Origin of the sequence: Yersinia sp. IP36721, assembly GCF_003634395.1 — a bacterium.
In the GTDB taxonomy this organism is placed as follows: Bacteria; Pseudomonadota; Gammaproteobacteria; order Enterobacterales; family Enterobacteriaceae; genus Yersinia; species Yersinia entomophaga.
On record NZ_QCZL01000005.1, the window covers coordinates 125321 to 139534 of the forward strand.

Genomic DNA, 14214 nt, shown 5'->3' on the forward strand with positions numbered 1-14214 from the left:
CATAATCAATTGGAATTACATTGCCACCTTGTGAATTAATATGCAAGAAAAGTGATTAAGAATATAATAAAAAAATCAACATAATCCTCTTCGCCAAAAGCGTGTTAAAAATGCCGCAGTGGGAAAAATGAGCTTGGTAATAATCAGGGGGGAAATTGCGTTTTTGACGTGGGATTTATTCTTGACATGAATAAAAAACCCCGGCAGATACCGGGGTTTCAAAGTGCAGTGATTTAAGGCTTAATTACGACGTTCGAAGGCCAGCGCCCGACGTTCAACCAGACGCATCAGTAGAGTCAGCAAGCCGTTAACACACAGGTAAACAATACCTGCCGCGCCAAATACCATCACGTCGTAGGTGCGGCCATACATCAACTGGCTGTAACCCATCACTTCCATCAATGTAATGGTGTATGCCAGTGAGGTACTTTTAAACACCAACACTACTTCGTTGGAATAAGACGACAGAGCGCGTTTAAAGGCGAACGGCAGTAAAATCCGCAGCGACTGGCGTTTGGACATTCCCAACGCTTCGCAAGACTGCCACTGACCGGCAGGAATTGCCCGAACCGCTCCATGGAACAGCAGTGTGGTATAGGCCGCGCTGTTCAGCGCCAGTGCGATCATGGCACACAGCCAGGGTTGCGAAAGTACATGCCACAGCCACGGATATTCGCGGATCGCCGGGAATTGGCCGGGGCCGTAGTAAATCAGAAAGATTTGTACCAGTAACGGCGTGCCGGTGAACAACGTGATGTAAATCTTCACCAACTGCGTGGCTATCGGGGTTTTCAGCGTCAGAATGATGGTGAAAATCAACGACAGTACCAACGCCACCAGCAGCGAAACAAAGGTCAGCGTCAGGCTGGTATGCAGCCCTTTTAGGATCTCAGGTAAATAATCAAACATCAGGATGGGCTCCGTTCAAAACGCGTGGTACGGAGTTCAATCAGCTTGATTACATACTGACTTAGCAGAGTCACCACCAGATAAATTGCAGCGGCGATCATATACCAGGTAAAAGGTTCCTGTGTGCGCGTCGCGATGCTTTTGGTCTGCAACATCAGGTCATTTACGCTAATCAACGACACTAACGCGGTGTCTTTCAGTAAAACCAACCACTGATTACCCAGCCCCGGTAGGGCGTGGCGCCACATTTGCGGCATAATCAGGCGGAAGAAGATCGTCGCCTGACTCATTCCCAGAGCCTGCCCGGATTCCCATTGACCGGCAGGAATCGCTTTGAGCGCGCCGCGCAGCGTTTGCGAAGCATAGGCAGAATACAGCAACGCCAGCGCAATCACGCCGCACAGGAAAGGGCTGACCTCAAATGTGTCGATATTCAGCTTCACCGGCAGTTCGAACAGATAGAAATTCAGAGTGAAGCCGTCTGACAGCATCATCAGTAATTGTGATGAACCGAAATAGATAAATAGCACGACCAGAATCTCTGGCAGGCCGCGTAGCAGCGTAACCCAGGCGGTGCCCAGATAGCTGATGACCTTCCAGCGGGAGGATTCCCAAACGGCGAACAACATTGCCAGAATGAGGCCGAGAACCAGTGCGCAAACGGCAAGGCCGACGGTCATGCCGGCGGCGCTTGCTAAAGGTTGAAATTCATTCATGGGTGCTTAAGTTACTGTTGGAACCATTTTTTGTAAATTGTCTGATAGGTGCCATCGGCTTTCACTTTCGCCAGTGCCGCATCTAACTTACCCAGTAATTCGGTATTGTTCTGACGTACCGCGATGCCCAGACCGGTACCGAAATAATCCGCATCGGAAATTTTGTCCCCGACCGGCATCAGTTCATGACTCTGCTTCAGCCACTCGTTGACCACTGCGGTATCACCGAATACTGCGTCCAGACGGCCATTTTTTAGATCCAGAATTGCATTCTGGTAGCTGTCGTAAGGCACTGCGGTGATTTCAGGGTGCTTTTCCAACAAGAATTTCTGATGCGTTGAGCCGTTTTGCATGCCGACGCGTTTACCTTTTAGCGCGGCCAGATCGGCGATTTTGCCTTTCTGAGCGATAAACAGCGCTGAGTTATCGTAATAAGGTTTGGTGAACGCAACCTGTTTTAGACGCTCAGGCGTAATATCTACGCCGGAAATCACTGCGTCGAAACGTTTGAATTTCAGGCTCGGAATCAGACTGTCAAAGGCCTGATTGGTGAAAGTGCAGTTAGCCTGCATCTCTTTGCACAACGCATTGGCCAGATCGATATCAAAACCCTGCATTTTATTATTAGCATCAATAAACTCGAACGGCGGGTAAGACGCTTCCGCCGCAAAACGAATGGTTTCAGCCGCAGAAGCAGACAGACTGATACTGGCAAGGACCGCTGCAATTAATAATTTTTTCATCGAAAATTCCCAATTAGATATCAATGTGACAGATAGCTGGCAAAAGCTTCGGTGTGAGGCTGGGCGAAATGACTGGCATCGCCTTGTTCCACTACGTGACCGTTTTCCATATAAACCACCCGACTGGCAGTTTTACGGGCAACTTCAACTTCATGTGTGACGATAACCTGAGTGATACCGGTCTCGGACAGCTCGCGAATTATGCTAACAATTTGCGCGGTAATTTCCGGATCAAGCGCCGCCGTTGGCTCATCAAACAACAGAACCTGTGGCTCCATCATTAATGCTCGCGCAATGGCCACTCGCTGCTGTTGCCCCCCGGAAAGATGCAGTGGGAAACGGTCGGCAAAGTCGGTCAGCCGTAAACGGGACAGCAATTTTTTCGCGCGCGCCATCGCCTGATCTTTAGATAGACCAAGCACCCGACAAGGCGCTTCAATCAGGTTTTGCACCACGGTCAGATGCGGCCAGAGATTATATTGCTGGAATACCATGCCTACATTCTGACGCAGTTCGCGGATCGCTTTCGCGTCAGGAGCTTGGGTAAAGTTAAAATGGTTACCCGCGATCTGTAATGTCCCAGAGCGTGGCATTTCCAAAAGGTTGAGCACGCGCAGTAAAGAACTTTTACCCGCGCCGCTAGGGCCCAGCAAAACCAGGGTTTCCCCCGCTGGACAGTTCAATGTGATGTCGAACAGCGCCTGATGTGCGCCGTAGTAACAGTTAATTCCGTTAAGTTGAATACTCATGCGCCAAATCTGAATAGCCAATGATGCGGGGAATGTTAACTTCCGCGGCATACTTATGCAATCTTTGTGCGTTAAAATTTATTAATAACCGGTTGGAACCCGCAAAGCTAGCATAACCTCTGGGTTTATTTCCCGTGGAGAGGAATTTGTCGTGTGGTGAATAAAACTGGCAGAGAATTCACTGAGGCGCATAAATGGCTGCCACCAGTGGTGCGATTCTCCGGCCAGTTTATTGTCTGAGCTAGCGCTGACCCAACAGCTGGCGCAGAGAGCTGGCTGGAGCATTGGCCCCCATAAAGCGAATATCGTCTACTACCCAGCAACTGCCTTCTCGTACCATCAAAACTTCATCCTGCCAGCGAGATTCCTTACCGTCCGGCGCGCGGTGTACCAGAGTCACTCGTAGCGGTATATTTTTGGCATCGGTGTTGGGAATGGTGGAGGCGCTGGCCACATCTGCGTCACTGACGCCGGCGTAAACGCTGGCGATGGCCTGATCGGCATGGGTGGTCGAACGGTTAGCGCTCTGCGTCTGGCGCGCCTTTTGAATATCCTGATACAGAGCCTGACTCAGGAAAGGACGCAGTTGTTCTGCGGAATAATTAGCAGACGCAGTGCCCGCAGCGCCCATTTGCTGTACGCGTAAGTTATAGAACTGTTCAGCGACTTGATCCGGGCCGCCTTCCACGCAAGGGCCGTTGCGACTGCCGATATCCTTAAACGCAGGTGTAACGGGAGTGGTACAGGCACTCAGCAGTAACGCCAAGGGTAATACCAGTGCAATATTTTTTTTGTTCATTTTATTACCTATGTGAAATGCCAGACATGCAACTCAATCATGCAGTTAATATAGTATAAATTTATTTTTACGGATGAACTTAGGGTGCGTCTTATTTACTTGGAGTTCATGTTCATGTTGTTATAAATATCTATCTGAAAATGATATGTACCGCCTATTATTTGGGCGATTTAGGATTTTTATCTTTGGTTTAAGGAATATGCCATGCAGTTATCTACCACTCCGACGTTAGAAGGTTTTACCATCACTGAGTATTGCGGTGTGGTCACCGGTGAAGCCATTCTGGGCGCGAATATTTTTAAAGATTTCTTCGCCGGCGTGCGGGATATCGTGGGAGGCCGCTCCGGTGCCTATGAGAAAGAATTGCGGAAAGCGCGACAAATTGCCTTTAAAGAACTGCAGGAAGAGGCCGTGCAGCTCGGAGCCAATGCCATTGTAGGCATTGATATTGATTATGAAACCGTAGGAAAAGATAGCAGCATGTTAATGGTTAGCGTCAGCGGCACAGCGGTTAAAGTATCCCGTTAGTGGTTAAATTGGCTTGGTAATCCGAATTGTTTGCTGATCGTGTCGGTATAGAATAAAAAGGTAACGAATATTTTACCTTTTTATTCAACTTATTAGGTTAATTCATTTAACGCATTCCTCTTACTCATACCTATTAACGCGAAACGCGAAATTAGTTTTTATTAGGTAAAATCCGGAGGAAACCGATAAGGATATCGAGATGAAACAATGCTTCTGGATGCTGTTTATTATGCTGTTGGTACCGTTTCATGCGCTGGGGGCTGTACAGGAAGACAAGGCTTTGGTTGACCAAGGGAGTTTTATGTTGAATGACTCTCGTCAGGCAATGGGCGTCGATCGGCGGATTCGCTTTTTGGTTTTACATTATACGGCACTGAATTTTCCTGAATCCCTTAACGTGCTGACAACCGAACAGGTCAGCGCGCACTATTTGGTTCCAGCTTATCCTCCCCGAGATCACCATAGTGGTAAACCCGTCGCCTGGCAGCTGGTTCCCGAGCACCTCAGAGCCTGGCATGCCGGAGTGAGCAGTTGGCGTGGGCGAACTAATCTCAATGACACCTCTATAGGCATTGAACAGGTAAACCCGGGATTCACCAGTACCCTGTTGGGGAAGATACATTGGTACCCTTACACACCTCAACAAATTGAACTGGTCACTGCTTTGGCACATAAAATTATCGAACGTTATGAAATAGAGCCACGTAATGTTGTTGCTCACAGTGATATTGCGCCACAGCGTAAAGAAGATCCGGGGCCTTTGTTCCCTTGGGAGCATTTGGCGAAGCAAGGGATTGGGGCGTGGCCGGACGTCGCGGATGTTCAATATTATCTGGGGAAGAGGCGTGCAGATCGGGCCGTGCCAGTAATGCCGCTATTAGCTAAACTCAGCTGTTATGGTTATGAAATCACGCCTGATATGACGCCGGAACAGCAGAGAAGAGTGATTAGCGCTTTCCAGATGCATTTTCGGCCTTCGGATATACGCGGTTTGCCTGATGCGGAAACCGAGGCGATAGCCGATGCATTATTGGTTAAATATCATAAGCCTGAGGAAAATAAGGATGTCGAGCTTCGGATGAGTGAATCTGCGCTCAATAGCGTGAGTGCCGAGTGCGATAAACTCTAAAAGTGTCGCGAAAAAGCAGCGTAGCCCGTTGGTTTCGCTGCTTTTCAGTATTACCCTCGTAGCTTTCCGTGTTCTTTCAGCCAGCGAGCAGTGCGGTTAATGCTTTCATCCAAAGAAACCAGCGAGCGATAGCCCAATTCTTTTTCTGCCCGGCGGGTATCCAAAGTCAGATCGAAGTTGAGCTTGGCGACGCCGTAGTGGGTCAGAACCGGCTCTTTTTCGCTTTTATTCCCCATTCTTTCCATGGTACGCGCCATCACGTCCAGCATTGGATAGGGAATCGAACGAATGCGGCACGGCATATCCAGCGCGTCCAACAGCTGCTGAACGATGGTGCGCAGCGGGCGCGGCTGCTGATTGGTGATATTGTAAGCGCGGCCAGATTCGGTGGTGGTGGATTGCGTCGCCAGCCACATGGCGTGAACGGCGTTCTCCAGATAGGTCATATCCACCAACGCTTCGCCCCCGCGTGGCAATAACAAGGTGCCGTAGTGCTTAATCATGTGTAATAAGCGCGGTAGCATCACTTTGTCATGCGGACCAAACAGCCCCTGTGGGCGCAAAATGGTAAAGTGGGTTTGCGGGTTAGACAGAGCCAACTGCCGGATCACTTCTTCCCCCGCAGCTTTACTGCGGGCAAATTCGTTAGCAAAACGCGCCGGTCGGAAATCTTCCTGAATATTTCGGTGATGGTGATAATCGAAGTAAATCGCTGGGGAAGAGATATGAATAAAATTCTCTACCCCGTAAGCGGTTGCCCATTCCCCCAAACGGCGAGTCGCGCGGACGTTCGCCAGTTCAAAAGCCTGCTCGGTACCCCAAGGGGAAGTGAAGCTGGAGCAATGCCAGAGCGTATCAACATCGGCCAGCATGGCTTTGGCCTGCGATGAAACCAGATTCGTTAAATCGGCATGAATAAATTCAGCGCCCATTTTTTCCAATAGGCTACCCATGGCCTGATTACGACCGGTTGCTGTCACTTTGATACCTTGACGGCGGAGATATTCAACGGCGTTTCGGCCTAACCCACTGGTTGCGCCGGTGACCAATACCTTCATAACGAATTCGGTTCCCACCAAAAATCAGAGTGCTGGCGGCAATATCATGCGCGCAGCAAATAAGGTGCCATTCTTTCGTGAAATGATGCGCTATGCAATCAGAAAGGGCTGACTAAGGGTTGCAAACTGTGTGGTTGATCGACAAATGCGCGCTATTTGTGCGCTTCCCGATCGTATTGCTCGGCCAGTTGCGCAATTCTCTTCGCCATGCCACGAAAAATAAACAGGTGAGCGGGCATCATAACGAACCAATACAGCAGTCCGCTGAAGCCTGCCGGATGCCACCAGGCCCGAACATCAAAGCGGCGTTTATCCCCTAAATCTTTGATGGTAAAGGTCAGCCGCCCCAATCCTGGCGCTTTCATACCAAACATCATGGCCAGTTGACGCAGTGGTTTTATCGTAATCACCTTCCAGCCATCGACTAAATCACCTAATTCCAGCGTTGGTCGGTCTGGTCGGCCGTAAACGACGCCTCCGCCTGCCAGATCGTCCATCCAGGCGCGGGTTTTCCACAGCGGATTACCGTAAAAATAGCCTTCCGGGCCACCGATTTGCTGCACGACATGCCACAAAGCTTCGCTGGAAGCTGTGGTATCCAATTGGCAACCGGCCTGTTTGGGATAGAAGCCGTAACCGGGACGCCAGCGGGCGCGGGCTTCCGGATCGTAACCCCAATCGGCGGAGTCAACGACTTTGTCTTCCTGCCGCAGGGTTTCCCGCACCGCATCGTCAAAGCTGATTAAATTCTGCGGTATTAATGCCTGTAACGGAGCGCCGTCTGCGGGTAAGTCATGATTCAAGCCCTGAATCAATGCGCTGGCAATACTGGTCGGCACCGAGGTAATCATGCTGATAAAATAGACCGAAATAAAACGGGTCGGCAGCGGAATCGGGATCAGCCAGCGACGTTTACCGCTAATGGCAATAAAGCGCTCAAACAGGGTCTGATAACTGATGTATTCCGGTCCGGCGACGTCAAAAATGCGGTTTTCATCAGAGGGATAATTCAGTATTTCCGTTAGATAAACTAATAGGTTATCCAGCGCGATAGGGGATGACTTGGAGCGAACCCAGCGCGGCGGCGTCAAAATTGGCAGGTTGTACACCATATCGCGCATCACTTCAAAAGCCGCTGAACCGGGGCCGACAATAATGCTGGCACGTAACTCAGTGACAGGTACGCCGCTTTGTCGCAGTAAATCGCCAGTCAATTTTCGGGCGACCAAATGTGGGGAACTGTTTTCCTCCGGTTGCAATGCTCCGAGGAATATCACCTGTTTTACCGAGGAGTTTTTCAGCGCTAGCTGCAAGTTACTGGCGGCCTGTCGCTCCTGTTCTACCAAGTCCTCGCCGTCGCCCATGGCGTGAACCAGATAGTAGAGAACGTCAATATCCTGTAGTGCGTGACATAGGGTCTCCGGCTGATACAGATCGGCAAAACAGCAGCGAACATTCGGCCACTGTTGTTCTTCCAGCCATTCAATTCGACGTGCAGCGGCGGTAACCTGATGCCCTTGCTGGCAAAGGCGTGGAATTAAATGCTGGCCGATGTAGCCACTGGCACCTAACACTAAGATTCGTTGTGGTGTCATGATAGTCACTCGGTAAGGTTGGCGGTAACAGAATCGATATCTTGGGCTGTTTCTGCCGAAATAGAAATGCCCTGGCGACAGAATATCACCAAGGCGACGTAGACAAAAAATATTATTAATTTCAGTTATGTAATGTCAAAAACTCATACCACAGTGCAACCACTCGTTCTAAATCACTTCGGCTAACGTCCAAATGCGTAATCATGCGGGTCACTGGCCCGGCGCTGATTAACACGCCGCGCTCACGCATCCACGGCCCCATTTGGGCCGCCAGCTCTGCCGACTGGCGAATGTACAATATATTGGTTTGAGCGCCGGGAGCGATAATCTCTACGCCGATATCCCGCAACTTTTGCTCCAGCCACACTGCGTTGTCGTGATCCTGCTGCAAGCGCTCCACGTTATGCTGCAAGGCGTAAAGTCCTGCAGCCGCCAGAATACCGGCCTGACGCATACCGCCGCCGGTCATTTTGCGCCAACGTATAGCGCGCTTAACGTATTCTTCGCTGCCGCACAGTAAGGAACCGACCGGTGCGCCCAATCCTTTGGAAAGACAGAGAGTCAGGGTATCGCAATACTGGGTGATTTCCCGTAGCGGAACCTTTAGCGCCACTGCGGCATTCATAATGCGCGCCCCATCAATATGTAAAGCCAGATTTTTTTCGCGGGTCAACGCCCATGCCTGTTGCAGATAACTGATGGGCAGCACGCGGCCGCTGTGCGTATTTTCCAGACTGAGCAGACGGGTTTGAGCAAACAGAATGTCATCAGGTTTGATGGCGGCCAGTACTTTATCCAACGGCAAACTGCCGTCGTCATTGGCATCCAGCGGTTGCGGCTGAATACTGCCTAAAACCGCTGCACCGCCCGCCTCGTACAGATAATTATGGGCTTTTTGTCCCACAATATACTCATCGCCACGCTGGCAGTGCGTTAGTAATGCTACCAGATTGGCCTGAGTCCCGCTGGGTAAGAATAATGATGCCGCTTTGCCGGAGAGCCGCGCTCCCTCGACTTCCAACGCCTTGACTGTTGGGTCCTCGCCGTACACATCATCGCCCACTTCGGCATTGGCCATTCGCTGACGCATGGCAGGAGAAGGGCGGGTTACTGTGTCACTACGCAGATCGATATACATATCGTGAAAGCTCTTGATAAAGGAAAGTCGCGAGGGCAGGATGAGTAACCTCACAGGGTAGCCGTCGGTTATTTTCCCCTGAAATCGTTAGTATCTGGCCGGATAAAAGTTTACCCGTGCCAGACCTTGATCGCTATCATATGTCACAAGATATATGTCACAAGACAAAGTGTGGTACGGCAATATCTGACATGTGACCGACTCATTGATTAACGTAGCCAGTTGGTTTTGGCCAGCTCAACCACTTCATCCCCGCGGCCATTGATAATGGCGCGCAGCATATACAGGCTAAAGCCTTTCGCCTGCTCAAATTTGATTTGCGGTGGCATGGAAAGCTCTTGCTTGGCGGTAACGACGTCCACCAATACCGGGCCTGGATGGGCGAAAGCCGTTTCCAGCGCGCTGTTCAGCTCGGATGCTTTCTCTACCCGAATGCCTTTTATTCCTGCCGCATTGGCAATGGCGGCGAAATTAGGATTGTGCAGATCCGTGCCGTCGGTCAGGTAGCCGCCAGCCTTCATTTCCATAGCGACAAAACCCAGCACGCTGTTATTGAACACCACAATTTTCACCGGCAGTTTAAGCTGCGCCAGTGATAGAAAATCGCCCATTAACATAGTAAAACCGCCGTCGCCGCACATTGCTACCACCTGACGTTCTGGTGCCGTTGCTTGCGCCCCTATCGCCTGCGGCATGGCGTTGGCCATGGAACCGTGGTTAAACGACCCCAGTAGACGACGTTTACCGTTCATTTGCAGATAGCGGGCGGCCCAGACCGTTGGCGTTCCGACATCGCAGGTGAAAATGGCGTCGTCGGTCGCATAATGGCTGATTTGTTGCGCCAGATACTGTGGATGGATCGGCTGATCGTCATTGGCTGTTGCCAGTCCATCCAGATCTTTACGAGTGGTTCGGTAGTGTTCCAGCGCTTTATCCAGAAAACGCCGGTCGCTTTTTACCTGTAGTTGAGGCAATAGAGCGCGTAGGGTCGTTTTGATATCACCCATCAGCGCCCTATTCACCGGGCAGTGAGCGCCAATGCTTCCAGGATTAATATCGATTTGAATAATGTTAGCGTGAGTAGGATAAAAGGCCCGATAAGGGAACTGAGTGCCGAGCAAAATCAACGTATCGGCATTCATCATGGCGTGATAACCGGAGGAAAAACCAATCAGCCCGGTCATTCCGACGCTATAGGGATTATCCCACTCAATATGCTCTTTGCCGCGCAGCGCGTGTACCACCGGTGCTTGCAGCATTTCTGCCAGTTTCACCACTTCGTCATGGGCGTCGGCGCAGCCGCTACCGCACATCAACGTAATGTTTTTAGCGGAATTTAAGGTTTCAGCCAGCGCTTCCAGTTCGCTCATCGGCGGCTGAATTAGCGGGTGTTTTGGGGTATGCCAGACCATCGGCGCATCTTCCGGCGCGGCTTGCAGTGCTACATCGCCGGGAAGCACAATCACAGAAACGCCGCGATTAAGGATGGCTTTGCGCATGGCGATTTCCAATACGCGCGGTAATTGCTCAGGATTTGTGACTAATTCGCAATAATGACTGCATTCGCGGAACAGTTCCTGCGGATGCGTTTCCTGAAAATAACCGCTGCCGATTTCACTGGAGGGAATATGTGCAGCAATGGCCAAAACCGGGACATGGTTACGGTGACAATCAAAAAGTCCGTTGATTAAATGCAGGTTTCCTGGCCCGCAGGAACCGGCACAAACCGCCAGTTCGCCGGTTAACTGCGCTTCTGCTCCAGCGGCAAAGGCCGCAACTTCCTCGTGACGAGTACCTAGCCATTCGATGGTGCCCATGCGATGCAAACTGTCACTTAATCCGTTTAAAGAGTCGCCGGTGACGCCCCAAATTCGTTTCACGCCAGCGAGTTCCAGCGTTTTAGCCACCAGTGTTGCTACGGTCTGTTTCATACTTCCCCCAAGATTTAATCGCGATGCTTTTATTCCAGGAGGAGAAAGTATGGTCTGTTTAAGAGTTAATGCCCTATTAACCGGGGTTTATATTGTGTAATAGGGCATTTTTTGTTGTCGTCAGGCCAATTGGGTATCGCCCTGCAATTGACAGCTACAGGCCAACACGTAACCCTGAGCGATTTCTTCCGGCGTCAGCGTCATGGTGCTGGTGGTCGTGTAATTACCGGAAATGATTCGAGTTTTACAAGAACCGCAGACGCCAGCACGACAAGCCGCGGAGACAGGCACCTTATTTTCTTCAAGTGCGAACAGTAAAGACGCGCCGACCGGAACTCGCAGTTGGCGTAGCGGGCGATTAATGGTTAATGTCAGTTGGTTGCCTGACTGTGGTTTTTCTTCTTCGATGTGGAACTGCTCTTGCTGGAAACGTTCTGGCGGTACCTGTTGCTCACGGCAATAATTTTCCACCCACATCCTATAAGGCGCGGGGCCGCAGGTCATCACTCGGTATTGTCGAATATCTGGCGCGATTTTCTGCATGATTTCGGCAGAAATTCTGCCGCTGAAAAAACCTTCTTTAGCCCCCGATTCTGCCATCAAAGTAATATGTAACCGCAGCGGGTGGGCTTCAATCAGCGCCTGCCATTCAGCGGAAAAAATAACGTCATCTGGGGTACGAACGTTAAAAATCACCCGAATATCGGCCTGTGGTCGGTGGGCTAACAGCCAGCGACACATCGACATAATTGGCGTCACGCCGCATCCTGCGGCCAGCATTAAATAACGGTCATCCTGATTATCGGCACAGGTAAATTCCCCCTGAGCGTCGGATAGCCACAGGTAATGTCCCGGCTGTACCTCTTGAGTTAGCCAACGAGAACCCGCGCCGTCGGGCAGGCAACGGATAGTCAAACGAATAAAGCGGCTCAGGCCCGGAGAAGAGGAAAGGGTATAGGCGCGCAGGGTATCTTCACTGTTGCGAATACTCACCAACGCATATTGGCCTGGTTGATACGGATAAAAATCGTGGTTGATTAATTGCAGGCTCCAAACATCTGGCGTTTCCTGCACAATAGAGTGCACCTGCATACGATTAGGGCACATTGGTGTTGGCATCGTCATAGCAAACCCTCGTGGTTGCGCGGTAATAGAAACGGTCAGCGCCGGAGGCGAATAGCGCTGACCGCACCGTGGCTTAGGCCACCAGAATTTCGTTCAAATCTTGTTCAACCGAGGTGATCGGGCGCATACCGAATTTTTCATTCAGAATGGCCAGCAGATTATCGGTCAGGAAGCCCGGCGCCGTTGGGCCGGTATAGATATTTTTGACGCCGAGAGACAGCAGCGTCAGCAAAATGACGATAGCTTTCTGTTCGAACCACGACAGCACCAGACTTAAAGGTAAGTCGTTGACAGTACAGCCTAATTGCTCAGATAGTTTTACCGCTAGCATGATCGCGGAGTAAGCATCATTACATTGGCCCACATCCAGCAGACGCGGTAAACCTTCCAGCGTGCCGAAGTCCAGTTTGTTAAAACGATATTTACCACAGGCCAGAGTCATGATTAGGCAATCTTGCGGAATATTGCGGGCAAAATCGGTAAAATAGCTGCGTTCGTCCCGGCTGCCGTCACAGCCGCCGACCAGAAAGATATGGCGCAGTTTTTTACGAGAAACCAGATCGATAACCGTATCCGCCGAATTTAATAGAGTCTGGCGACCAAAACCCACGGTGATCATGTGTTCTAGCTCGTTGTACGGGAATCCGGCCATACTTTTCGCTTGCGTAATAACATCTGAGAAATCATCGCCTTCCAAATGATTGACGCCCGGCCAACCAACAATGCTGCGGGTCCAGATACGATCGCCGTAATTACCCACGTTGGGATCGATAATACAGTTGGAGGTCATCACTATCGGGCCGGGGAATTTGGCAAATTCGATTTGCTGATTTTGCCAGCCGCTGCCGTAGTTACCCACCAGATGCGGGAATTTTTTCAGCTCGGGATAGCCGTGTGCTGGCAGCATTTCGCCATGGGTGTACACATTGACGCCTTGTCCGGCGGTCTGCTCCAATAACATCTGCAGATCTTTCAGATCGTGCCCTGAAATCAGAATGGCTTTACCGGCGACCGGGCGCACGTTGACCGCCGTTGGCTGCGGGTGGCCGTATGCCTGAGTTTCGCCGCTGTCCAGAATCGCCATCACGTTGAAGTTCATCTGGCCGATGCCCATAGCATTATTCAACAGGGTATCCACATCGCGCGGCTGAGTGCCCAGCCATGACATAAGCTCATGATATTGCGCGTAGATATTTTCATCAGACTGACCGAGTACGTGAGCGTGTTCCATATAAGCCGCTGCGCCTTTCAAGCCATACAAACACAGCATCCGCAGACCGTGAATGTCATCGCCAACCTCGGCTTTATCACTGTTTAAAGCGAACTGTTGAGACTGTTGTTGCAGTGTTGGAATGTCGTTAGCTTCCAATTGTAATTCGGCCATCGGGTGATCTACCGAGGCGCTGGCATCCAGCAAGCGGCAGCGTGCGGCCAGAGAATCACGCAGTGCGATAGCTTCCTTGGCATAACCGACGATGCGCTCAGAATCAAAGTTAACGTTGGTCAGCGTTGAGAAAAAGGCTCTGGGTGCGAAGCTATCGATATCTGGATCGATAATACCGAGCTGTCTGGCGCGTAATGCCCAAGCGGAAAGCCCCTGTAATACGGCAACCAACAGGTCTTGCAAATCGGACGTTTCAGCGGTTTTCCCGCACATACCCTGAGCGTAAGAGCAGCCATTGCCTGCCGGGGTACGAATGGTTTGTTCACATTGCACACAGAACATGATTCTTTCCTTTTAAAAGTGCATTTGTAATGCGTGTTTAAAAGCATAGATGTGCCAAGGCATCTTAA

Annotated in this window: 13 protein-coding genes; 2 read left to right on the forward strand and 11 right to left on the reverse strand. The window is 50.8% G+C overall.

Annotated elements, in window-relative coordinates:
• Positions 1-240 precede the first annotated feature (240 nt).
• The 5 genes from artM to DBA33_RS07050 all read right to left on the reverse strand — a co-directional run bounded on the left by artM (position 241) and on the right by DBA33_RS07050 (position 3916).
• Positions 241-909 (reverse strand): arginine ABC transporter permease ArtM, encoded by a 669-nt coding sequence (artM, locus tag DBA33_RS07030; protein ID WP_064512828.1) that lies wholly within the window; start codon positions 907-909, stop codon positions 241-243.
• Complete coding sequence (artQ, locus tag DBA33_RS07035; protein WP_064512830.1) at positions 909-1625, reverse strand: arginine ABC transporter permease ArtQ; 717 nt, start codon at positions 1623-1625, stop codon at positions 909-911. The genes artM and artQ overlap by 1 nt, the downstream gene beginning before the upstream one ends.
• Positions 1626-1636: 11 nt before the next feature.
• A complete protein-coding gene (gene artJ, locus DBA33_RS07040; protein WP_064512832.1) occupies positions 1637-2368 on the reverse strand; it encodes an arginine ABC transporter substrate-binding protein in 732 nt (243 codons plus the stop codon).
• 20 nt (positions 2369-2388) lie between these two features.
• Positions 2389-3117, reverse strand: a complete 729-nt coding sequence (gene artP, locus DBA33_RS07045; protein WP_120806077.1) for an arginine ABC transporter ATP-binding protein ArtP — start codon at positions 3115-3117, stop codon at positions 2389-2391.
• Between the two features lie 241 nt (positions 3118-3358).
• A complete protein-coding gene (locus DBA33_RS07050) occupies positions 3359-3916 on the reverse strand; it encodes a lipoprotein (RefSeq protein WP_064512834.1) in 558 nt (185 codons plus the stop codon).
• 204 nt (positions 3917-4120) lie between these two features.
• On the opposite strand from DBA33_RS07050, the gene DBA33_RS07055 reads away from it, so the two are divergent.
• Complete coding sequence (locus DBA33_RS07055; protein ID WP_064512836.1) at positions 4121-4444, forward strand: heavy metal-binding domain-containing protein; 324 nt, start codon at positions 4121-4123, stop codon at positions 4442-4444.
• Positions 4445-4673: 229 nt separating this feature from the next.
• Positions 4674-5573 (forward strand): N-acetylmuramoyl-L-alanine amidase, encoded by a 900-nt coding sequence (locus DBA33_RS07060; protein ID WP_240442690.1) that lies wholly within the window; start codon positions 4674-4676, stop codon positions 5571-5573.
• A 50-nt stretch (positions 5574-5623) separates the two neighbouring features.
• Here the strand turns inward: DBA33_RS07060 and DBA33_RS07065 are convergent, their stop codons facing one another.
• The 6 genes from DBA33_RS07065 to hcp form a co-directional block, all read right to left on the reverse strand.
• A complete protein-coding gene (locus DBA33_RS07065; RefSeq protein WP_064512840.1) occupies positions 5624-6631 on the reverse strand; it encodes an NAD(P)-dependent oxidoreductase in 1008 nt (335 codons plus the stop codon).
• Positions 6632-6783: 152 nt separating this feature from the next.
• A complete protein-coding gene (locus DBA33_RS07070) occupies positions 6784-8226 on the reverse strand; it encodes a DUF2867 domain-containing protein (RefSeq protein WP_120806012.1) in 1443 nt (480 codons plus the stop codon).
• Positions 8227-8347: 121 nt separating this feature from the next.
• Positions 8348-9364 carry a low-specificity L-threonine aldolase gene (gene ltaE, locus DBA33_RS07075; RefSeq protein ID WP_120806014.1) on the reverse strand — a complete coding sequence of 339 codons (1017 nt, stop codon included), beginning with the start codon at positions 9362-9364 and terminating at the stop codon, positions 8348-8350.
• Positions 9365-9573: 209 nt separating this feature from the next.
• Positions 9574-11295: a ubiquinone-dependent pyruvate dehydrogenase gene (gene poxB / locus DBA33_RS07080; protein WP_064512846.1), complete on the reverse strand. Its 1722-nt coding sequence runs from the start codon at positions 11293-11295 to the stop codon at positions 9574-9576.
• A gap of 120 nt (positions 11296-11415) precedes the next feature.
• Positions 11416-12420 carry an NADH oxidoreductase gene (hcr, locus tag DBA33_RS07085; protein WP_120806016.1) on the reverse strand — a complete coding sequence of 335 codons (1005 nt, stop codon included), beginning with the start codon at positions 12418-12420 and terminating at the stop codon, positions 11416-11418.
• A gap of 73 nt (positions 12421-12493) precedes the next feature.
• Positions 12494-14146: a hydroxylamine reductase gene (hcp, locus tag DBA33_RS07090; RefSeq protein ID WP_064512850.1), complete on the reverse strand. Its 1653-nt coding sequence runs from the start codon at positions 14144-14146 to the stop codon at positions 12494-12496.
• Positions 14147-14214: the final 68 nt, after the last annotated feature.